This window comes from Streptomyces sp. SID5643 (assembly GCF_009872555.1).
In the GTDB taxonomy this organism is placed as follows: Bacteria; Actinomycetota; Actinomycetes; order Streptomycetales; family Streptomycetaceae; genus Streptomyces; species Streptomyces iakyrus.
The window spans coordinates 14,996-36,226 of record NZ_WWIC01000260.1 but is presented as its reverse complement, the minus strand read 5'-3'; the positions used below and the strand labels follow the sequence as shown (position 1 = coordinate 36,226).

The window sequence follows — 21,231 nt, the reverse complement described above, 5'->3', positions numbered from 1 at the left end:
GCTACGCTGGGCGCCGGCGGGACGTCAGCGCGCCCGGTCAACTGGACAGCGGCACAGGACGAATGGGGCGGGCAGCGGCCATGATGGGACCAGCACACTCACTGTCGGGAGCCGCCGCCTGGCTCGGCGTCGGTGCGGCCGCCGCGGCGGCCGGGCACCCGATGCCCTGGCCGGTCCTCCTCGTCGGCGCCCTGATCTGCGCCGGAGCCGCCCTCGCCCCGGACCTCGACCACAAGGCGGCCACCATTTCCCGGTCCTTCGGACCGGTGTCGCGCTGGCTGTGCGAGATCGTCGACAGGCTGTCGTACGCCGTCTACAAAGCCACCAAGAAGCAGGGTGACCCGCGCCGCTCCGGCGGGCACCGCACCCTCACGCACACCTGGCTGTGGGCGGTGCTGATCGGGGCGGGCACCTCGGTGGTGGCGATCACCAGCGACCGCTGGGGCGTGCTCGCGATCCTCTTCGTGCACATGGTCCTGGCCATCGAGGGCCTGCTGTGGCGGGCGACGCGCGGCTCCAGCAGCGAGGTCCTGGTGTGGCTGCTGGCCGCGACCACCGCGTGGATTCTCGCGGGCGTACTGGACCAGCCCGGCAACGGCGCGGACTGGCTGTTCACGGCGCCGGGCCAGGAGTACCTGTGGCTGGGACTGCCGGTGGTGCTGGGCGCGATCGTGCACGACATCGGGGACGCGCTCACGGTGTCCGGCTGCCCGATCCTGTGGCCCATCCCGGTCGGGCGTAAACGCTGGTACCCGATCGGTCCGCCCAAGGCCATGCGGTTCCGGGCCGGCAGCTGGGTCGAGCTCAAGGTGCTGATGCCGGTGTTCATGCTGCTCGGCGGGGTGGGCTGCGCGGCCGCGCTCAACGTCATCTGAGCGCAGCCGGTCCCGGAGCTCCTTCAGCCGCCGCCGTAGCGCCGCTCGAAGGCGGCGACCCGGCCCTCCGAGTCCACCGTGCGGGCCTTTCCCGTGTAGAAGGGGTGGCTCTCGGAGGAGATCTCCACGTCCACGACGGGGTAGGTCTCGCCGTCGTCCCACTCGATGGTCTGGTCGCTGGTCGCGGTGGACCGGGTGAGGAACGCGTACCCGGCAGCGCGGTCACGGAAGACGACGGGCCGGTAGTCGGGGTGCTTGTCCTGCTGCATGGATGCTCCTCCAACGGCTCGGGACGGGCTCGCGGTCATCCGGACAGGGTGTCCTCGTCGACGATGTGCACGGCGGCCTCCTCGGCCGACGCCGCGGCGCCGTCGATGCCCACGTCCATGGCGACCAGTGCCTCCTCCTCGTCCTCGTGGGCGCCCTCGTCGGGTGCCACGAGCCGGCCGGAGCGCGCGGCGCCGACCTCGTTGTCCAGGAGTTCCCCGTCGGTGCCGTCGCAGTCCCCGAGGCCGTCACCGTCCGGGGGGGCGGACTCCGGCAGCTCCTCGGAGAGGCGCTGGTCCAGCGTCTCGCCCCGCTGCCGCTCGGCCGCCGTCACGCCGAGGTGCTCGACGGCCCACGGCCGCTCGGGAGGGGACCAGCCCCGGTCCAGGGGATCGTCGACGCCGTCGTTCTCCAGGGTCTCCTCGGCGTCGAGCAGCCCCGTGTCCTCCCTCTGCTCGTCCTGGTCCGGCTGGTAGACGTCGTCTCCCCAGCCGTCGGAGCTGTTCACGGGTACCTCCAGGGGGTGGGGACGGGCCCGTATCCACGGGGCCCGTGCCGGGCCGCCGCCACGGAGCACTGACGCCGCCCGGACCTCTGGTTCCCGGGCGTCCCCCGAGCCGGTGCCTGATTCCAGCCTTCCACCCAGGCTCATGACCGCGCAACGCCAACGACACGGCCGCCCCCCTGAGAGGCGGGCGGCCGTTTCGCTCGACGCGGTGCTCAGCCGTGCCACGACCTCCACAGCGCCGCATACGCGCCGTCCGCCGCGACCAGCTCGTCGTGGCTGCCCAGCTCGCTGATCCTGCCGTTCTCGACGACGGCGATGACGTCGGCGTCGTGGGCGGTGTGCAGCCGGTGGGCGATGGCGACGACGGTTCGGCCGTCGAGGACCCGGGCCAGGGAGCGCTCCAGGTTGCGGGCCGCGCGCGGGTCGAGCAGCGACGTCGCCTCGTCCAGGACCAGCGTGTGCGGGTCGGCCAGCACCAGGCGGGCCAGCGCGATCTGCTGGGCCTGGGCCGGGGTGAGCGCCAGACCGCCCGAGCCGACCTCGGTGTCCAGGCCCTCGTCGAGCGCACGGGCCCAGCCGTCCGCGTCGACCGCGCCCAGTGCCGCCCACAGCTCGGCGTCGACGGCACCCGTGCGCGCGAGCCGGAGGTTGTCGCGCAGGGAGCCCACGAAGACGTGGTGCTCCTGGTTGACCAGGGCCACGTGGGAGCGGACGCGCTCGGCGGGCATCCGGGACAGCTCGGCGCTGCCCAGGGTGATCCGGCCGTCCCGGGGCGCGTAGATCCCGGCGAGTAGCCGCCCCAGCGTGGACTTGCCCGCACCCGAGGGGCCGACCAGGGCCAGCCGGGTGCCGGGGGCGACCTCCAGGGACACCTTGCGCAGGACGTCCACGCCCTCCAGGTAACCGAAGTGCACCCGGTCGGCCTGTACATGGCGACCCTCGGGGGCCACGGTGGGATCCCCGGCGTCCGGCTCGATGTCCCGGACCCCGACGAGCCGGGCCAGCGACACCTGCGCCACCTGGAGCTCGTCGTACCAGCGCAGGATCATGCCCACCGGGTCGACCAGCATCTGGGCGATCAGGGCGCCGGTCGTCAGCTGGCCGACGCCGATCCACCCGTGCAGGGCGAACACACCGCCGATCATCAGGACGGAGGCGAGCACGGTCACGTGGGTGGTGTTGATGACCGGGAAGAGCACCGACCGCAGCCAGAGCGTGTACCGCTCCCAGGCCGTCCACTCCCGGATCCGGCGTTCCGACAGCGCGACTCGGCGCTCGCCCAGGCGATGGGCCTCGACGGTGCGCCCGGCGTCCACGGTCTCGGCGAGCGCGGCGGCCACGGCGGCGTACCCGGCGGCCTCGGAACGGTAGGCCGAGGGCGCCCGACGGAAGTACCAGCGGCAGCCGACGATCAGCAGCGGCAGGGCGAGCAGCACGGCGAGGGCCAGCGGCGGCGCCGTGATCACCAGCCCGCCCATCAGCAGGAACACCCACACCACGCCGATCGACAGCTGCGGAACGGCCTCGCGCATCGCGTTGCCCAGCCGGTCGATGTCGGTCGTGATGCGCGACAGCAGGTCGCCGGTCCCGGCCCGCTCCAGCACCCCGGGCGGCAGCCCGACCGACCGGACGAGGAAGTCCTCGCGCAGGTCGGCCAGCATCCGCTCGCCCAGCATCGCGCCGCGCAGGCGCACTTGGCGGACGAACACGGCCTGGACGGCCAGCGCGGCCACGAAGAGCCCGGCGGTGAGCTCCAGCCGCAGGTCCCGCGCCCCGTCGGACACCCGCTCCACCAGTCCGCCCAGCAGCCAGGGACCGGCCATCGAGGCGATCACGGCGGCCGTGTTGACGGCGACCAGCAGCAGGAACGCCCGCCGGTGCCGGCGCAGCAGTTCGGCCACGTAGGCGCGGACGGTCTCGGGGGCGCCGACGGGCAGGGTGTTCGCCGTCGTCGGGGCCGCCGGGTCGTACGCCGGTGGCGCGACGCCGATCATGCCTTCTCCTCGATCTCTTCCAGTTCATGCAGTACGTCGTCCAGGTCGACGGAGCCGTTCAGCGCGGCCTCGTCTTCCGTCTCGCGGGTGACCACCGCCCGGTAGCGGGGGTCGGTCCGCACCAGCTCACGGTGGGTGCCGACCGCCACGGCCTCGCCGTCGTGCAGGAACACGACCCGGTCGGCGCGGTCCAGGAGGAGCGGGGACGAGGTGAACACCACGGTCGTGCGCCCGTCGCGCAACTCCCGCACGCCCTGCGCGATCCGGGCCTCGGTGTGCGAGTCGACGGCCGAGGTCGGCTCGTCCAGGACGAGCGCCTCCGGGTCCGTGATCAGCGACCGGGCGAGCGCGAGCCGCTGGCGCTGACCGCCGGACAGGGACCGGCCGCGCTCGGTGATCCGGGCGTCCATCGGGTCGCCCGCGTCCAGCGAGCCCTGCACCAGCGCCGCCAGCACGTCGTCGCACTGTGCGGCGGCCAGCGCCTCTTCCGGCCGGACGACGCCCGACGCGGGTACGTCGAGCAGCTCCCGCAGCGTGCCGGACAGCAGGACCGGGTCCTTGTCCTGGACGAGGACGGCCGTTCGGGCGCTGTCCAGCGGGAGTTCGTCGAGCGGCACACCGCCCAGCAGCACCGAGGTGCCCTCCTGGGAGGGGTGTCCGCCCAGCCGTTCCGCCAGCAGGCCCGCCGCGTCCGGGTCGCCGCACACCACGGCCGTGAACCGCCCGGCGGGCGCGAGCAGCCCGGTGTCCGGGTCGTACAGGTCGCCCGAGGGAACCTCGGCGGCGCGCGATCCCGCGGTGTCCGTGGGCCGTTGCAGCGACAGCACCCCCGCGGCCCGCTTGGCGGAGGGCCGGGAGAAGGAGTACGCCATGGCGATCTCCTCGAAGTGCCGCAGCGGATAGGTGAGGACCATGACCGAGCTGTAGACGGTGACCAGTTCACCGACAGTGATCCGGCCTTCGCGCGCCAGCCGCACGCCGTACCAGACGACGGCGATAAGCAGCAGCCCCGGCAGCAGGACCTGGATCGCGGAGATCAGGGCCCACATCCGGGCGCTGCGCACGGCCGCGTGGCGGACCTCCTGGGAGGCGCTGCGGTAGCGGTCGAGGAACAGCTCCTCGCCGCCGATGCCGCGCAGCACGCGCAGGCCGGCGACGGTGTCCGAGGCGAGTTCGGTGGCACGTCCGGCCTTCTCGCGCTGGGTGTCGGCGCGCCGGGTGGCGCGGGGGAGCAGCGGCAGCACGGCGAGCGCCAGTGCGGGCAGCCCCACGGCGACGACCACGCCGAGCGCCGGCTGGTAGACCAGCAGGCCGACACAGACCAGCACGATGGTGACCAGCGCCGCGGTGAAGCGGGACAGGGCCTCGACGAACCAGCCGATCTTCTCGACGTCACCCGTGGACACCGCGACCACCTCACCGGCCGCGACGCGCCGGGTCAGCGCCGAGCCCAGATGGGCGGCCTTGCGGGCGAGCAGCTGCTGGACGCGGGCGGCCGCCGTGATCCAGTTGGTGATCGCGGTGCGGTGCAGGAAGGTGTCGCCGACCGCGTTGCCGGCGCAGGCCAGCGCCAGCAGCCCGCCCGCCAGGGCGAGTCCGGTGCCGGAGCGGTCGACGACGGCCTGCACGGCGACACCGACACAGAACGGCAGGGCGGCGACGGAGGCGAAGTGCAGCAGCCCCCAGGACAGCGACTTGAGCTGGCCGCCCAGCTGATTGCGGAAGAGCCACCACAGGAATCGGGGGCCCGAACGCGCGTCCGGCACGCCCGGGTCGGGATACGGAAGGTCTTGAATCTGCATGACGTCCCAGTGGCTCGTGTCAGGGGGATGGGGGTCCGGCCGAAGGCAGCAAACCGTGACAGGTTCGCCTTGCCGCGTGGTCGCGGGCAACAGGTTTTCCGTCCACCGAACGGAACCGGCCGACGGAGGTGCGAACGGGGCTGTCCCGGCGGGCCGGTGCGCATTGCGGAGGCGTCCGGGACGCCGTAGAACACCGCCCATGAAGAGACGGATCGTCATGTCCATGCTTGCCGGAGCGACCCTCCTGGCGGGCACCCTCCTCGGCACCCGACCCGCGGGAGCGGCGGACCTCCCGGCCCCGGCGGCCGGCGTCCCCGCCGAGTTCGGCACCGACTGGCACGACCCGGTCACGGCCGCCCCGCCGGTGGAAAGGCCCTCCGGAAAGTCCTGCGAAGTCACCCTCGCCCGCGCGCAGTTCCGTGACTTCACCCCGTACCGCGGCACCTACACCCCGCCCGACGGCTGCGGCGACCGCTGGAGCAAGGTGGTGCTCCGGCTCGACGGCAAGGTCAAGGGCCGCCAGTACGACCGGCTCGGCTACGTGCACGTCGGCGGGGTCGAGATCTTCCGCACGTCGACGCCGCAGCCCTCACCGGACGGCATCGAGTGGTCCGTGGAGAAGGACGTCACGGCCTACAGCGACACCTTCCGCACGGGCCGGGACGTCGAGATGCTCATCGGGAACGTCGTCGACGACACGTACACGGGCGTCCTCGACGTCCGGGTCACGCTGACGTTCCACCAGGGCCGCCCCGACGGCAAGAGCCCCGACCGGGTCCTCACGCTCGACCGCGACTCGGCCCTCACCACCCCGCGCAACAGCGAGCGGATCGTCGCCGAGGTGTACGCAACCGGCTCCGGCGGCGGCTGCGAGGAGTACTGGTACCTGACCGTGCCCGAGCCGGCTCCGTACTCCTGCAAGGCCGGTCAAGGTCCTTACCGGGAGGTGCAGATCAGCGTGGACGGGCGGCTCGCCGGCATCGCCGCACCGTTCCCGACCGTGTGGACCGGAGGCTGGTCCAACCCGTTCCTCTGGTACGTGATCCCGGGTCCGCGCGCCTTCGACATCAAGCCGATCACCTACGACCTCACCCCCTTCGCCGGAATCCTCAACGACGGCCGCCCGCACCGCGTCGAGGTCTCGGTCGTCGGCGTGCCCGAGGGGCAGACGGGCTGGAGCACGCCCGTCAACGTCCTGGTCTGGCAGGACGAGCAGCGCGCACGGGTCACCGGGAAGCTCACCGTGCACCGGGCGGGCGACCTGGTGAACTCATCGGTGTACACGCCCGGTTCGGAGCACGTCGTGTCCACCGAGGGCGCCCACCGGCTGACCGTCGGCGGCTACGTCGACACCTCGCACGGCCGCGTCACGACCACCGTCAGCCGCTCGCTCGCCAACACGTCCACGCACCGCTGGACCGACGGCGAGACGCGTGACGCGCTCGAAGCCGCCTGGACGGACGACGAGTCGGTGACCGCCGGCGGGCGTACCACGCGGACCCACCGCGTCTACACGATGGACGGCACGACCACCCTCGGTGCGGGCGACCGCCTGCGCACCGTCCTGACCCTCGGCGACCGCGCCACAGTCGTGGGCACGCACGGCGGACGGCGCACCGCGTGGTCGCGCCTCGACAACTCCTACACGGGCGATGCGACCTACACGGCGAACGTGCCGCGCGACCAGCGTCACGCGGTCGGCACCACGAGCGAGCGCTACCGGCTCCACGGCTCACACGGTTGCCACGACCGGACGCTGACCGCCGTGCAGGGGGTGCTCACGGAGGACCGCAACCGGTGCTGACCGGTGCTGAGGTGAGCGTCAGAGGCGCCTGTGACGTACATCACTTATGACGCTTTTACTTGGCTGAAACGTTGCGGTCTTGTGCGCGATCAAGACGACCTCCAGAGTGTTGGGAAACGGAAGATGCCTTCCGCATCGCAGAAGTCCCCTCCGGCTTCTGTGTGTCCCGTCCCCTGAGGAGGCTTCGTGCCCCCGTCCGTACCGTCCCTCCCGCGACGCGTCGCACGCACGCTACGTACCTCGCTTTTCGCGCAGGTTACCTGCGCCCTCGTCCTTGGAATCGTCGTCGGAAAGCTGTGGCCGGACACGGCCACGGCTCTCCAACCGCTCGGCGACGGTTTCACCCGGCTCATCAAGACCGTGATCTCACCCCTGGTGTTCTGCGTGGTCGTCGTCGGCATCGCCAAGGCCGGTGACCTGAAGGCGTTCGGCCGGATCGGGGTCAAGGCCCTTGTCTGGTTCGAGATCGCCTCGACGGCCGCCCTGGTCATCGGTCTCGTCGCCGCCAATGTCGTCGGTCCGGGCAGGGGTATGAACGTCGACCCCTCCTCGCTCGACGCCGCGGCGGTGCAGGAGACGACGGGCGGGGGCCACCTGCCCACGACGACCGAGTTCGTCCTCAACGCGCTGCCGCAGAGTTTCGCCGGTGCCTTCGCCGAGAACGAGCTCCTCCAAGTCCTCATCCTGGCCTGCCTGGTGGGCGCCGCCCTGCTGCACCTCGGGCACACCAAGGTGCCGAAGGTCCTGCCCGCGATCGAGCAGGCCCAGGAGATCATCTTCGCGGTCGTCGGCTTCATCATGCGGCTGGCCCCGATCGCGGTGTTCGGCGCGATGGCCCACCTGGTCGGCAACTACGGCCTGGGCGTGATGCGGACGTACGCCAAGCTCATCGTGCTCTGTTACCTGGCGGCGGCGCTGTTCATCGCGCTGCTGGCCGTCGCCCTGAAGGCCGTGACCGGGCTCAGCCTGTGGAAGTTCCTGCGCTACATCCGCGAGGAGATGCTGCTCGCGCTCGGTACCGCGTCCACCGAGTCGGTCATGCCGCGGGTGATGCAGAAGCTGCGCCGGGCCGGTGCGCGCGACGACGCCGTGGGGCTGGTGCTCCCCACCGGCTACTCCTTCAACCTCGACGGCGCCTCGCTCTACCTGTCCATCGGCACCCTGTTCATCGCCCAGGCCGTGGGTGTGGACCTGAGCCTCGGCCAGCAGGTCACCGTCGTCCTGGTGCTGATGCTGACCAGCAAGGGCATGGCGGGCATCCCCGGTTCGGCGTTCCTCGCCCTGTCCGCGACCGCCTCCTCCCTGGGCGCGATCCCCGCCGGGGCCGTCGCGCTGCTGCTGGGCGTGGACCGCATCATGGACTCGATGCGCGTCGTCACCAACCTGCTCGGCAACTGCGTCGCCGTCTTCGCGGTGTCCCGCTGGGAGGGGGCCCTGGACACCGCCCGGGCGAAGAGGGTGCTGGACGGGGAGGACACCTCCGAGCCGGACGACGGCGGCAAGGACGCCGACGGCGGGATCGGTGCCGTCGCGCCGGCCCCGGGCATCCCGGCCCAGAAGCACAAGGAGCCCCAGGAGCTCAAGGAGCCCGCTCCCGAAGCCGGTTGACCGGAACCGAACCATGTGGGCCGCGGCCTCGCTCCAGGACGAGCGGAGGCCGCGGCCCGCTGTCGCGTGCCAATCCTCGGCGGGGCCCCGCCGGCGTCTCGTTCCCTCAGCACGCCCCCGCCGGCGTCCCGTCGATCAGTGTGTCCAGCAACCCGCCGAGCGCCTCCCGCTGATCCCCCGTCAGCGGTGCGAGGATCTCCTCCGCGGCCGACCTGCGCGCCGCCCGCAGCTCGCGCAACGCGCCCCGGCCGTCGTCCGTGAGCTCGATGCGGATCACCCGCCGGTTCGCCGGGTCCGGGACCCGGCGCACCTTGCCGCCCGCCTCCAGGGCGTCGACCAGCGTCGTCACGGCGCGCGGCACCACCTCCAGGCGCTCGGCGAGGTCGGCCATGCGCGGCGGCGATCCCCAGTGCGCCAGCGTGCGCAGCAGCCGGGACTGGGCGGGTGTGATGCCCAGCTCGCGCTGCTCCAGATGGCGCTTCTGGATGCGGTGCACCCGGCGGGTGAGCCGCAGCAGCTGCTCGGCGAGAAGGCCGTCGGGGTCGGGCGTGGTCATGCGGGAACAATATCAGGATGCAGTTCATTGTGAGTATAGGTAACAATGAACTGTGATCCGATCCGTCGCATCCCTCGTAGGAGCCCATGCATCCCGATCGTGAAGCCCCCTGGACCCCGCCGGCCGACGCCAAGGAGCAGCCCCGGCAGGTCCGCCGCATCCTCGGCCTCTTCCGCCCCTACCGGGGCCGTCTCGCGATCGTCGGGCTGCTGGTCGCCGCCGCGTCACTGGTCTCGGTCGCCACGCCCTTCCTGCTGAAGGAGATCCTCGACGTCGCGATCCCCCAGGGGCGCACGGGCCTGCTCAGCCTGCTCGCCCTCGGCATGATCCTCAGCGCGGTCCTCACCAGCGTCTTCGGAGTCCTCCAGACCCTGATCTCCACGACGGTCGGCCAGCGCGTCATGCACGACCTGCGCACCGCCGTCTACGGCCGGCTCCAGCGCATGTCCCTCGCCTTCTTCACGCGCACGCGCACGGGCGAGGTGCAGTCCCGCATCGCCAACGACATCGGCGGCATGCAGGCCACCGTCACCTCCACCGCGACCTCCCTGGTCTCCAACGTCACCAGCGTGGTCGCCACGGTCGTCGCGATGCTGGCGCTCGACTGGCGCCTGACGGTCGTCTCCCTGCTGTTGCTGCCGGTGTTCGTGTGGATCAGCCGCCGCGTCGGCAACGAACGCCGGAAGATCACCACCCAGCGCCAGAAGCAGATGGCCGCCATGGCCGCCACGGTCACCGAGTCGCTCTCCGTCAGCGGCATTCTGCTCGGCCGCACGATGGGCCGCTCCGATTCGCTGACCAAGTCCTTCTCCGAGGAGTCCGAGCAACTCGTCGACCTGGAGGTCCGGTCGAACATGGCCGGGCGCTGGCGCATGGCCGTCATCACGATCGTCATGGCCGCCCTGCCCGCCGTCATCTACTGGACCGCCGGCATGGCCCTCCAGCTCGGCGGCCCCGAGGTCTCCATCGGCACGATCGTCGCCTTCGTCTCACTCCAGCAGGGCCTGTTCCGCCCGGCCGTGAGCCTGCTGTCGACCGGTGTGCAGATCCAGAGCTCGCTCGCCCTCTTCCAGCGCATCTTCGAGTACCTCGACCTGCCGGTCGACATCACCGAGCGCCCCGACCCGGTCCGCCTCGACCGGATCAAGGGCGAAATCCGCTTCGACGACGTCTCCTTCGGCTACGACGGCAAGGACGGCCCGGTCCTCGACGGCATCGACCTGACCGTCCCGGCCGGCGGCAGCCTCGCGATCGTCGGCCCCACCGGCGCCGGCAAGTCCACTCTGGGCTACCTGGTGCCGCGTCTCTACGACGTCACCGGCGGCCGCGTCACCCTCGACGGGGTCGACGTCCGCGACCTCGACTTCGACACCCTGGCCCGCGCGGTCGGCGTCGTCTCGCAGGAGACGTACCTCTTCCACGCCTCGGTCGCCGACAACCTGCGCTTCGCCAAGCCCGACGCCACCGACGAGGAACTCCGCACAGCGGCCGAGGCGGCGCAGATCCACGACCACATCGCCGCCCTGCCCGACGGTTACGACACCGTCGTCGGCGAGCGCGGCCACCGCTTCTCCGGCGGCGAGAAGCAGCGTCTGGCCATCGCCCGCACCATCCTGCGCGACCCGCCGGTCCTCATCCTCGACGAGGCCACCAGCGCGTTGGACACCCGGACCGAAGCCGCCGTCCAGGACGCCATCGACGCCCTCTCGGTGAACCGCACCACCCTCACCATCGCCCACCGGCTGTCCACCGTGCGCGGCGCCGACCAGATCGTGGTCCTCGACGCGGGCCGCGCGGTCGAACGCGGTACGCACGAGGAGCTTCTGGAGGAGGGCGGGCGCTACGCGGCACTCGTACGCCGGGACGCCCAACTGGAACCGACAAGATGAAAATATGCCGGGTTTATGACGATATGCGGGTTACCGTGCCCGCATGCAGAAGAACACTCCGCCACGGAGCACGATCCGACTGACGCGCCGGGGCCGTATCGCCCTCGTCGCGACCGGAGCCGTCGTGGTCGGTACCGCCGTGGCGGTGCCGCTGCTGACCCTGGGGACCGAGGAGGAGAGCCGGCCCACGACCCTGGCCGTCCCCGAGGGCTGGCGCGCGAGCCAGGTCTACGCGGCCGTCGACAAGGCCCTCGCCCTGCCCGCGGGCAGCACCAGGAAGTCCCTGGACAAGGCGGCGCTGAAACTGCCGAACGACGCCGAGGGCAACCCGGAGGGCTACCTCTTCCCGGCCACCTATCCGCTCCAGGAGAAGACCACGCCGGACCGGCTCCTCGCGCTGATGGTCGACACCGCCAACGACAGGTTCAACGGCGCCCCCATCGCCGCCGGGGCACAGCGCAACGCCATGAACGTGTACCAGGCCGTCACCATCGCGAGCATCGTCCAGGCGGAGGCGGCGACCAGGGCCGACATGGGCAAGGTGGCCCGCGTCATCTTCAACCGCCTCGAACGCGGCATGCCACTTCAGATGGACTCCACCATCAACTACGCCCTGAACCGCTCCACCCTCCGTACGACGGAGGCCGACACCCGGATCGACAGCCCCTACAACTCGTACCAGCGCATGGGCCTGCCGCCCACGCCCATCGCCAACCCCGGCGAAGAGGCGATGCGCGCGGCCATCAACCCGACCCCCGGTAACTGGCTGTACTTCGTCACGGTCCGCCGGGGCGACACCCGCTTCACGGCGGACTACCGGGAACACCAGCGCAACGTCGCGGAGTTCAACGCGCAGCGGAGGAAGAGCGGGGCTCAGGCGGCCGGATGAGGGCGGTTTGGCGGACACCGCCCCGTCTCACGTCACGTCCGGGCGGGGACCCGGTAGGCCCCCGCCGCCGGTCACGCCGCCGCAGGCTCCCGCTCCAGCAGCCGCCTGATGTCCCGCACGGCCGCGCGGCCGGCCCGGTTGGCTCCGATCGTGCTGGCCGACGGGCCGTAGCCGACGAGATGGACGCGCGGGTCCGCGGCCGCGCGCGTGCCCTCCATGCGGATGCCGCCGCCGGGGGAGCGCAGCCGGAGCGGGGCGAGATGGTCGATGGCGGCGCGGAAGCCGGTGGCCCAGACGATGACGTCGGCGTCGACATGGCGGCCGTCCGCCCAGTCCACGCCGGTCGGCGAGATGCGGTCGAACATCGGCTGCCGGTCGAGCACTCCGTCCTCGATGCCCTGCCGGATCGCGTCGTTCAGCGGAAGGCCGGTGACCGACACGACACTGCGGGGCGGCAGCCCCTGCCGGACCCGTTCCTCGACGAGCGCGACCGCGGCTCGGCCCGCCTCCTCGTCGAAGGGACCCTCGCGGAAGACGGGCGGGCGCCGCGTCACCCACGTGGTGGCCGCCGCGTGCGAGGCGATCTCCAGCAGGTGCTGGGTGCCCGAGGCGCCGCCGCCCACCACCACGACCCGCTGCCCGGCGAACTCCTCGGGCCCGGGGTACTGCGCGGTGTGCAACTGCCGCCCCCGGAAGGTCTCCTGGCCCGGATAGCGGGGCCAGAACGGCCGGTCCCAGGTGCCGGTCGCGTTGATCAGTGCCCGCGTCGACCAGACCCCGTCCGAGGTCTCCACGAGCAACCGCCCGCCGGGCCCCTCGCGCACGGCCCGTACGTCCACCGGGCGCCTGACCCGCAGGTCGAAGGTCCGCTCGTAGCGGTCGAAGTACGCGCCGATCACCTCGGCGGACGGCCGCGCAGGGTCCGCGTCCGTGAGCTCCATGCCCGGCAGGGCGTGCATCCCGTGCACCTTGCCGTACGTCAGTGACGGCCACCGGAACTGCCAGGCACCGCCGGGGGCGGGGGAGTGGTCCAGCACGACGAAGTCGCGGTCCGGCTCGAAGCCGGACCGCCGCAGGTGATAGGCGCCGGCCAGCCCGGCCTGCCCCGCGCCGATGACGACCACCTCGACCTCGCGTGTGTTGTTCACGCTTCTACTAACCGGGACGGGGTCGTGGATCTTCCCGGGGCGTGGCGCGCGGCTCCGAACGAGTGGACTCCTCCCCTCGCGGGCCGCAGGGCGGTCTCCGCCACGGACGCTGATGGTGATGTTCCTTGCGTCCTGCCCCCTCCGGAAGAGGCGCCCCCCATGAGACGTACTCCCTCCCGCCGTCTGCTCGCCGCGGCGCTGCTCGTGGCGACCGTGCTGGCCCCGGTGGCGACGATGCCCGCCACCGCCGCCCCGTCCCCCGCCACCGCCCGGCACGACCACGACGACCTCCCGCGGCACGGTCTCGGACCCGAGCTCACCGAACGGCTTGACCGGGCCGTCGCGGAGGTCCGCGAGCAGGCCGGCATCCCCGGCGTCGTCGTCGGGCTGTGGATGCCCGGCAGGGGCAGCTACGTCCGCGCCACCGGCGTGGCCGACACCGTCACCCGTATGCCGATGACCGCCGACTCCTCCGTCCGGATCGGCAGCGAGACCAAGACCTTCACGGTCACCGCGCTGCTCCAGCTCGTCGACGACGGCCGGATCGGGCTGGACGACCCGATCGCGAAGTACGTCAGGGGCGTTCCGGGCGGTCACCGGATCACGCTGCGTCAGCTCGCCGGGATGCGCAGCGGCCTGTTCCCGTACACCGCCGACCCCGAGTTCATCCACGACCTCCTGAGCGACCCGGAGCGCTACTTCAACCCCCGCGAGGTGCTCGCCTACGGCTTCCGGCACGCGAACACCTTCGGACCGGGCGAGGACTTCCAGTACTCCAACTCCAACCTCGTCCTGCTCGGTCTGGTGATCGAAAAGGTCACCGGCCGCAAGCTCGCCGACGTCATCCACGAGCGGGTGCTCCGCCCGGCCGGCCTGCGCCACACCCTGTTCCCGCAGGACGACGAGTTCCCCGAGCCGCACCCGCGCGGCTACACCGACCAGACGCTCAGCGGCGAGGTCGAGGACGTCACCGACTGGAACCCCAGCTGGGCCTGGGCGGCCGGGGCGATGATCTCCGACCTGCACGACCTGCGCCGCTGGGCGAAGGTCGTCGCCACGGGCGAACTGCTCAGCCCCGGCACCCAGGCGCAGCGACTGCGGACGCTGCCCACCGGCTACCCCGGCACCGACTACGGCCTCGGCATCTTCGAGACCAACGGCTGGATCGGGCACAACGGCTCGATCCCGGGCTACGAGACCGTGACCGTCTACCTGCCCTCCCAGAAGGCCACCCTGGTCATCATGATCAACACGGATGTCGTGGCCGAGGGCCAGGAGCCGTCGACGCTGCTCGCCCGGGCGATCACCGCGGTCGTGACCCCCGGCAACGTCTACGACGGCTCGGTGGTCACCAGGCCGTGACGCGAAGGTCCCCGCCCCGGCGGGGGACCCCGCGGCCGCGGCATCCCCACGGTCGACGGAGTCCGGGGCGATCGGACCTCCATGTCGCCCGACCGCCGGCCCGGGGAGTCCCGGCCGTGCGTCAGGATGGAGGCATGTCAGACGTCTTCACCACCCGAGTTCTGAACCTCAGCACCGGCGCCGCGGAGCGGGTCCTCGACATCACCGGCGACTGCGAGTCCTTCCTGCGCGAGGCGGCGGCCGGCCGCGACGGCCTCCTCAACGTCTTCGTCCCGCACGCGACGGCCGGCATCGCCGTCCTGGAGACAGGCGCCGGCAGCGACGACGACCTCCTTGCGGCACTCCACACCCTGCTGCCCGCCGACGACCGCTGGCAGCACCGGCACGGCAGTCCCGGCCACGGCCGCGACCACGTCCTGCCCGCCCTGGTCCCGCCGCACGCGACCCTGCCGGTGCTGGGCGGCCGGCTGGAACTCGGCACCTGGCAGTCGGTGTGCCTGGTGGACACCAACAAGGACAACCCGGAACGGAAGGTGCGCCTGAGTTTCCTGGGGTGAGCGCGGTCCCACGGCTCCCGCCGGGCGGTCGTGCGCCCCGCATGGCCCTGGCGTGCCGTGACGGCCGCCCGTAATGCCCGTATCCTCATCAATGCCAGATTCTCTTCCGAGCAGCGGATTGTCGCGGGCGCAAGTGAGGCGAAGCGTGGTTCGGTCCGGCGAGGAACCCAGGCCGGCGGGGCGTGCGACGGACGGCACGGGACCCGCCAGCCTCCGCGAGCTGTTCCTCCAGGGCGAGCCGGTGGAAACGGGCGTGCGGACGTCCATCCTGGACTCGTGGCAGCGCTGCCGGTCCCTGGGCCTGTCGCCGGACGCGATCGACCTGCCCTACCGGGAGGACTTCGACCCGGGCGGCCGTATCGTCCGGGCGGCCGTGCCCGTCCTCGACCGGCTTCAGGCCACGTTCGCCGGCAGCCTCGTCAACATCTCGGTCGCCGACCCGAACGGGACGGTGCTGCTGCGCCGCTTCGGGGATCCGTCGATGCCCAGGAACCTCCCCGACATCCAGGTCGTGCCGGGGTTCGTGTTCGCCGAGCAGGTCGCCGGCACCAACGGCATCGGGCTGGCCCTGGCGGAGCGGCAGCTCATCCGCGTCTACGGTGCCGAGCACTTCGCGGAGCGCTCCCAGCAGAGCGCCTGCGTCGCGCTGCCCGTCCGTGACCCGCTCAGCGGGCGCATCGAGGGTGTCCTGTGCCTCGGCTATCCACGCGGCTTCGAAAGGCCCGCGCTGGGCGTCGCGATCCGCAGGGCGGCCGAGGGCATCGAGCGGCGGCTGCTCGGGCAGAGCTCCGCACGTGAGCGCGCCCTGCTGCGGACGTACCTGGCCGCCGGGGCCGGCACCGCCGGTCTCCACCGCGGTGTGGCTCTGGACGCGCTGGCGAACGAGTTCCCTCCCCGCGACCAGGCGATCTTGCGGGAGAGGGCGGCCGAGCTGATCTCCGGCGCGCAGCGGGGAGCCGTCGAGGTGACCCTGCCCGGCGGGCGGCGCGTGACGCTCGTGAGCCGTCCGGTGGCCAGCGGCTCCGGTGTGCACGGCATCGCCATCGAGGCCGTGCTGCCGGGCCCCGCGGCGGGCGAGCCGTTCGTCATACCGCACCAGACGGAGGAGCTGTCCGCCCTCACCGCCCCCGCCGTCCCGCTCTCCGCGGCCCGCCCGGCGATCACCCTGCCGTCCGGTCACCTCGCGGCGCCCTCCGGCCCGCTCGCCACGACCAACGGAGACGGCGGCACCCCGGGGTCCGGCGGGACGGCCGGACCGGTCACGCCCGCCGAGCCCCCCACACCCGCCGAGCCCGGCCGGGTGCGCACCCCTGCCGGCCCCGTCGTGGCGGACGGTGACCGGACCACCGGGCAGCCGGCGACGGACAGCGATCGGAGCCTCTCCGAGCCCGCCCCGGCCGCGAGCGGCCGGAGCCCCTCCGAGCCCACCACGGCCGACGGGGACGGGCGGGGTCCCGCCGGGGAGCACTCCGAGGCGGCGTTCCCGGCCCGGGGGCTGGTGATGCTGGGGGAGCCCCAGGTCGGGGCCTACGCCCTGGCCGCGCGCCGCCGTCTGGAGCTGCTGTCCGAGGCCAGCACCCGCATCGGCACCACACTGGACGTGCGCCGCACGGCCCAGGAGCTGGCCGAGACCGCGGCCCCCGGACTGGCCGACTTCGTCACCATCGACCTGCCCGACGCCGTGCTGCGCGGCGAGGAATCCGCCGACCCCATCGCCGACCTGCGCCGCACGATCGTCCACGGCATCCACGAAGGCCTGCCCTTCACACCCCCCGGCAAGCGCGTCGACTTCGGCCCGACGACGCCCCAGCTGCGCTGCCTCGGCAGTGGTGAGGCCGTGCTGGAACCCGACCTGAAGGCCGCCGCCGGCTGGCTCGCCCAGGACCCCGAGCACACCGCGCGCCTCCTGGCCCACGTCCAGTCCCTCATCGCGGTACCGCTGCTCGCCCGCGGTGTCGTCCTGGGTGTCGCCTCCTTCTACCGCGCGGGCGGCCCCTTCGGGGACGACGACCGCTCCCTGGCCCAGGAACTCGCCTCCCGCGCTGCCCTGTCCATCGACAACGCCCGGCGCTACACCCATGAGCGCACCATGGTCCTGGCCCTCCAGCGCCGGCTCCTCCCGCACGGTCTGCCCGACCAGGAGGCCGTCGAGGTCGCCCATCGCTACCTGCCCGCCGAGTCCGACGTGGGCGGCGACTGGTACGACGTCATCCCGCTGTCAGGCGCCCGCGTCGGCCTCCTCGTCGGCGACGTCGTCGGCCACGGCATGCTCTCCGCGGCCACCATGGGCCGGCTGCGCACCGCCGCCCGCAGCTTCGCCGAGCTCGACTTCCCGCCCGACGAAGTCCTCACCCACCTGGACAACCTGGTGGGCCGCCTGGACCGGGAGGACCCCGACGGCAAGGGCGCCGGAGTCATCGGCGCGACCTGCCTCTACGCCGTCTACGACCCGACCGCGCAGCGGTGCCTGATGGCCCGCGCCGGTCACCCGCCGCCCGCCGTCGTCCACCCCGACGGCAGCGTGACCTACCCCGACCTGCCCGCCGGACCCCCGCTCGGCCTCGGCGGCCTGCCCTTCGACGCCGTGGAGGTCGGCCTTCCCGAGGGCAGCCAGCTGGTCCTCTACACCGACGGGCTCATCGAGGACCGCAACCGTGACGTCGACGCGGTCCTGGAGCAGTTGCGCGAGGCCCTGGCCCATCCCGAGCGCGCCCCCGAGGAGACCTGCCAGGCGGTCCTGGACACCGTGGCGCCCGCGCACCCGCACGACGACATCGCCCTGCTCGTCGCCCGCGTCCACGCCATGGACCCCGGCCGGATCGCCACCTGGGAGCTGTCCGCCGACCCGGCCCGCGTCGGCGAGGTCCGGGCGTCCGCCATGCGGGCGCTGTCCGACTGGGGACTCGACGAGACCGGGTTCGCCGCGGAGCTGATCCTCAGTGAGCTGATCACCAATGCCATCCGGCACGGCGCCGCGCCGATCCGGGTGCGGCTTCTCTACGGCAGGACGCTGATCTGCGAGGTCTCCGACGCCAGCAACACCGCACCACACCTGCGGCGGGCGGCCAGCACGGACGAGGGCGGGCGCGGTCTGTTCCTCGTCGCCCAGCTCTCGCAGAGCTGGGGCACCCGCTACCTGCCCGAGGGCAAGGTCATCTGGGCCGAATGCGATCTGGACGCGGCATGACACCGCCTGCTGCGGCCTGACGTGGCCGCCGGTCCAGCGTCGGCCGCCGGTCCGGTTCGGCCGTCCGCCGGTCCAGCGTCGGCGGCCGCGGAGTCCACGCCCCGTCGGCGTCGCAGCGAACCGAAAAATGACCGAAATGATGTAATTTGATCGGGTGCGCGACGCTCCCGACACGCCCCCGGAGGCGGCTTCACCCTTCGGGCCCGAACCCCTGGTCCGGATCCGCGGACTCGGCAAGCGGTTCGGCGGCACCGTCGCGCTGGCCGGGGCCGACCTCGACGTCCACCCCGGCAGCGTCCTCGCCCTGCTCGGGCCCAACGGCGCCGGGAAGTCCACACTCATCAAGATCCTCGCCGGAGTCCATCAGGCCGACGCGGGGCAGGTCACCGTCGCCGGGGAACCCCTCGGCAGCCCCCACGCCACCCGGAGCATGTCGTTCATCCACCAGGACCTCGGCCTCGTGGAGTGGATGACGGTCGCCGAGAACATCGCCCTGACCACCGGGTACGGGCGCCGGGCCGGGCTGATCTCCTGGCCTCGCACCCGGGCCCGCTGTGTCGAGGCCCTGGAGGTCGTCGCCGCCCACCTCGACCCGGACACGCCGGTCTCCGGCCTCGCACCGGCCGACCGCTCGCTGGTCGCCATCGCCCGGGCCCTCGCGGCCCGCGCGCGGCTCATCGTCCTCGACGAGCCGACCGCCCGCCTGCCCGCCGCGGACTGCGACCGGCTCTTCCGTGTCCTGCACGACCTGCGCGACCGCGGACACGCCGTCCTCTACGTCAGCCACCGCCTGGACGAGGTGTACCGGGTCGCCGACCTCTTCGCCGTCCTGCGGGACGGCCGGGTCGTCAGCCACGGCCGGCTCGCCGGCCACAGCCCGGCGCGGCTGGTCCGCGACATCGTCGGCGAGACGGACGAACCGGCCGTCCACCGCCCGGCCGGGGCCCCGGCCGGGGCGGCGCCCGTCCTGGCCCTCGACGGCGTGCGCACCGCCCGGGCCGGACCCGTCCGTTTCGAGCTCGCGGCCGGGGAGATCCTCGGCCTGGTCGGTCTCTCCGACGCCGGGCACATGGACCTCGGCCGCGCCCTCGCCGGCGCCCGGCCACTCCTGGACGGGCAGGTCTTCCTGCACGGGCGGCCGTACCGGCCCCGCACGGTCGCGGAGGCCGTCGCCCTCGGGGTCGGCCTGGTGCCGGGCGACCGGCTGCGGGAGGGCTGCCTCGCCGAGCTGACCGTACGGGAGAACCTCCTGGCGAACCCCCGCGCGGGCGGGGCGCCGCCCGCGCGCTGGATCGGCCCCCGCGGTGAACGGGCCCGGGCCGCCGCCCTGATGGACCGCTTCTCGGTACGACCCCGCGACAGCGAGACCCCCATCGCCACGCTGTCCGGCGGGAACCAGCAGAAGGTCATGCTCGGCCGCTGGCTTCGGACGGACCTGCGGCTGCTGATCCTCGAGGAGCCGACCGCGAGCGTCGACGTCGGCGCCAAGGCCGCCATCCATCGCCTCCTGAACGAGGCGCTGGAGGCGGGCCTCGCCGTCCTGCTGCTGTCCACCGACTTCGAGGAGGTGGCGAGCGTGTGCCGGCGCACGCTGGTCCTCGTGCGCGGAACGGTGACGGCCGAGCTGAGCGGCCCCGCCCTCACCGTCGCCGGACTGACCCGGGCGGCCTCGGCCATGCCCCCGTCCACGGCCGGTCAGCCGTGACGCCGCCGCGGCAGCGCCACCGCCCCGGCGGCCACCACATCGGCGCCTACGGCCTGCTCGCCCTCACCGCCCTGCTCTGCCTGGTCTTCGCCCTCGCCCTGCCGGACACCTTCCCGACGCTGGACACCGTCGACTCGATCCTGTCCACCCAGTCGATCCCGGCCGTCCTCGCGCTCGCCGCCATGGTGCCCGTCGTCACCGGCGCGTTCGACCTCTCCATCGGCTACGGCCTCGGCCTGGCCCATGTGATGGTGCTCCAGCTCGTCGTCAACGCGGGGTGGCCCTGGCCGCTCGCCTGCCTCGCCGTGCTCGCCGGTGGGCTGGTGGTGGGCGTCCTCAACGGCGTCATCGTCGAGTTCGGCCGGATCGACTCCTTCATCGCCACGCTCGGCACCGGCAGCATGATGTACGCCGTGACCGGCTGGATCACCGACGGCGGCCGGATCGTCCCCGGCCCGCAGGGCCTGCCTCCCGCGTTCACCGACCTCTACGACTCCTCGTTCCTCGGCCTCCCGGTCCCCGCCTTCTACGTGCTCGCCCTCGCGGCCGTCCTCTGGCTGGTGCTGGAGCGGCTGCCGCTGGGCCGGTACCTGTACGTCGTCGGGTCGAACCCGCGCGCCGCAGATCTCGTGGGCATCCCGACCCGCAGGTACACCGTCTACGCGTTCGCCGCCTCGGGCCTGATCGTCGGGTTCGCCGGTGTGCTGCTCGCCGCCCAGCAGCAGATCGGCAATCCGAGCGTGGGCCTCGACTACCTGCTGCCCGCCTTCGTCGGCGCCCTCCTCGGCTCCACGGCGATCAAGCCCGGCCGGCCCAACGCCCTCGGCACGGTCGTCGCCGTCGCCGTCCTGGCCGTGGGCCTCACCGGCATCGCCCAGCTGGGCGCCGAGTTCTGGACGGTCCCACTGTTCAACGGCGGGACCCTGCTCATCGCCGTGGGCCTGGCCGGATACGCCGCCCGCCGCCGGCTGCGCGGCGGCGCGGCCCGCGACGCGCCCGTCGCGCCGCCCCCGTCCTCCCCGGCCGGGGCGGACGGCACGGCCCCTCCCTGACCCTCTCGGCCCGCCCCCGCTGCCTCGA

Annotated in this window: 16 protein-coding genes; 10 read left to right on the top strand and 6 right to left on the bottom strand. The window is 72.9% G+C overall.

Translation table 11 applies throughout. The features are described from left to right. The first annotated feature begins 80 nt into the window (after window positions 1-80). Window positions 81-875 (top strand): metal-dependent hydrolase, encoded by a 795-nt coding sequence (locus GTY56_RS28865; RefSeq protein ID WP_161368248.1) that lies wholly within the window; start codon window positions 81-83, stop codon window positions 873-875. A 23-nt stretch (window positions 876-898) separates the two neighbouring features. Here the strand turns inward: GTY56_RS28865 and GTY56_RS28860 are convergent, their stop codons facing one another. The 4 genes from GTY56_RS28860 to GTY56_RS28845 all read right to left on the bottom strand — a co-directional run bounded on the left by GTY56_RS28860 (window position 899) and on the right by GTY56_RS28845 (window position 5,446). Beyond that, entirely contained in the window at window positions 899-1,144 is a 246-nt protein-coding gene (locus GTY56_RS28860) for a type B 50S ribosomal protein L31 (protein WP_161368247.1), read from the bottom strand. A 35-nt stretch (window positions 1,145-1,179) separates the two neighbouring features. Then, window positions 1,180-1,650 (bottom strand): DUF5709 domain-containing protein, encoded by a 471-nt coding sequence (locus GTY56_RS28855; protein WP_161368246.1) that lies wholly within the window; start codon window positions 1,648-1,650, stop codon window positions 1,180-1,182. 212 nt (window positions 1,651-1,862) lie between these two features. Next, window positions 1,863-3,644: an ABC transporter ATP-binding protein gene (locus tag GTY56_RS28850; RefSeq protein ID WP_161368245.1), complete on the bottom strand. Its 1,782-nt coding sequence runs from the start codon at window positions 3,642-3,644 to the stop codon at window positions 1,863-1,865. Beyond that, a complete protein-coding gene (locus GTY56_RS28845) occupies window positions 3,641-5,446 on the bottom strand; it encodes an ABC transporter ATP-binding protein (RefSeq protein ID WP_161368244.1) in 1,806 nt (601 codons plus the stop codon). Before GTY56_RS28845 ends, GTY56_RS28850 begins: the two co-directional genes overlap by 4 nt. 199 nt (window positions 5,447-5,645) lie before the next feature. On the opposite strand from GTY56_RS28845, the gene GTY56_RS28840 reads away from it, so the two are divergent. After that, the gene (locus GTY56_RS28840) at window positions 5,646-7,250 is read left to right on the top strand and encodes a peptide-N4-asparagine amidase (protein WP_161368243.1); all 1,605 of its coding nucleotides are present in this window, start codon (window positions 5,646-5,648) and stop codon (window positions 7,248-7,250) included. Window positions 7,251-7,436: 186 nt separating this feature from the next. After that, window positions 7,437-8,858: a cation:dicarboxylate symporter family transporter gene (locus GTY56_RS28835; RefSeq protein WP_161368242.1), complete on the top strand. Its 1,422-nt coding sequence runs from the start codon at window positions 7,437-7,439 to the stop codon at window positions 8,856-8,858. A 106-nt stretch (window positions 8,859-8,964) separates the two neighbouring features. Here the strand turns inward: GTY56_RS28835 and GTY56_RS28830 are convergent, their stop codons facing one another. Continuing rightward, on the bottom strand, window positions 8,965-9,414 hold the full coding sequence (locus GTY56_RS28830; protein WP_161368241.1) for a MarR family winged helix-turn-helix transcriptional regulator: 450 nt from the start codon (window positions 9,412-9,414) through the stop codon (window positions 8,965-8,967). A gap of 86 nt (window positions 9,415-9,500) precedes the next feature. Between GTY56_RS28830 and GTY56_RS28825 the strand changes: the two genes are divergently transcribed. Together GTY56_RS28825 and mltG are read left to right on the top strand one after the other, a co-directional pair. Further along, window positions 9,501-11,303: an ABC transporter ATP-binding protein gene (locus tag GTY56_RS28825; RefSeq protein WP_161368240.1), complete on the top strand. Its 1,803-nt coding sequence runs from the start codon at window positions 9,501-9,503 to the stop codon at window positions 11,301-11,303. A gap of 43 nt (window positions 11,304-11,346) precedes the next feature. After that, window positions 11,347-12,192, top strand: a complete 846-nt coding sequence (gene mltG, locus GTY56_RS28820) for an endolytic transglycosylase MltG (protein WP_161368239.1) — start codon at window positions 11,347-11,349, stop codon at window positions 12,190-12,192. Window positions 12,193-12,263: 71 nt separating this feature from the next. Here the strand turns inward: mltG and GTY56_RS28815 are convergent, their stop codons facing one another. Further along, the gene (locus GTY56_RS28815; RefSeq protein ID WP_161368238.1) at window positions 12,264-13,340 is read right to left on the bottom strand and encodes an NAD(P)-binding domain-containing protein; all 1,077 of its coding nucleotides are present in this window, start codon (window positions 13,338-13,340) and stop codon (window positions 12,264-12,266) included. A gap of 159 nt (window positions 13,341-13,499) precedes the next feature. On the opposite strand from GTY56_RS28815, the gene GTY56_RS28810 reads away from it, so the two are divergent. From GTY56_RS28810 to GTY56_RS28790, 5 genes are all read left to right on the top strand, one after another. Then, window positions 13,500-14,702, top strand: coding sequence for a serine hydrolase domain-containing protein (locus GTY56_RS28810; RefSeq protein WP_161368237.1), 1,203 nt, complete (start codon window positions 13,500-13,502; stop codon window positions 14,700-14,702). A 134-nt stretch (window positions 14,703-14,836) separates the two neighbouring features. Continuing rightward, entirely contained in the window at window positions 14,837-15,259 is a 423-nt protein-coding gene (locus GTY56_RS28805; protein WP_062925484.1) for a YjbQ family protein, read from the top strand. Between the two features lie 145 nt (window positions 15,260-15,404). Further along, on the top strand, window positions 15,405-18,446 hold the full coding sequence (locus GTY56_RS28800; protein ID WP_161368236.1) for a SpoIIE family protein phosphatase: 3,042 nt from the start codon (window positions 15,405-15,407) through the stop codon (window positions 18,444-18,446). Between the two features lie 154 nt (window positions 18,447-18,600). Beyond that, the gene (locus GTY56_RS28795) at window positions 18,601-20,151 is read left to right on the top strand and encodes an ATP-binding cassette domain-containing protein (protein ID WP_161368235.1); all 1,551 of its coding nucleotides are present in this window, start codon (window positions 18,601-18,603) and stop codon (window positions 20,149-20,151) included. Continuing rightward, on the top strand, window positions 20,148-21,203 hold the full coding sequence (locus GTY56_RS28790; RefSeq protein WP_161368234.1) for an ABC transporter permease subunit: 1,056 nt from the start codon (window positions 20,148-20,150) through the stop codon (window positions 21,201-21,203). The genes GTY56_RS28795 and GTY56_RS28790 overlap by 4 nt, the downstream gene beginning before the upstream one ends. The last annotated feature ends 28 nt before the right edge of the window (window positions 21,204-21,231 follow it).

Excerpts from the sequence above, each read along its gene's own strand:
- GTY56_RS28865 (WP_161368248.1), top strand. The coding sequence starts at position 81 with ATGATGGGACCAGCACACTCACTGTCGGGAGCCGCCGCCTGGCTCGGC.
- GTY56_RS28860 (WP_161368247.1), bottom strand. The coding sequence starts at position 1,144 with ATGCAGCAGGACAAGCACCCCGACTACCGGCCCGTCGTCTTCCGTGAC.
- GTY56_RS28850 (WP_161368245.1), bottom strand. The coding sequence starts at position 3,644 with ATGATCGGCGTCGCGCCACCGGCGTACGACCCGGCGGCCCCGACGACG.
- GTY56_RS28845 (WP_161368244.1), bottom strand. The coding sequence starts at position 5,446 with ATGCAGATTCAAGACCTTCCGTATCCCGACCCGGGCGTGCCGGACGCG.
- GTY56_RS28840 (WP_161368243.1), top strand. The coding sequence starts at position 5,646 with ATGAAGAGACGGATCGTCATGTCCATGCTTGCCGGAGCGACCCTCCTG.
- GTY56_RS28830 (WP_161368241.1), bottom strand. The coding sequence starts at position 9,414 with ATGACCACGCCCGACCCCGACGGCCTTCTCGCCGAGCAGCTGCTGCGG.
- GTY56_RS28825 (WP_161368240.1), top strand. The coding sequence starts at position 9,501 with ATGCATCCCGATCGTGAAGCCCCCTGGACCCCGCCGGCCGACGCCAAG.
- mltG (WP_161368239.1), top strand. The coding sequence starts at position 11,347 with ATGCAGAAGAACACTCCGCCACGGAGCACGATCCGACTGACGCGCCGG.
- GTY56_RS28810 (WP_161368237.1), top strand. The coding sequence starts at position 13,500 with ATGAGACGTACTCCCTCCCGCCGTCTGCTCGCCGCGGCGCTGCTCGTG.
- GTY56_RS28805 (WP_062925484.1), top strand. The coding sequence starts at position 14,837 with ATGTCAGACGTCTTCACCACCCGAGTTCTGAACCTCAGCACCGGCGCC.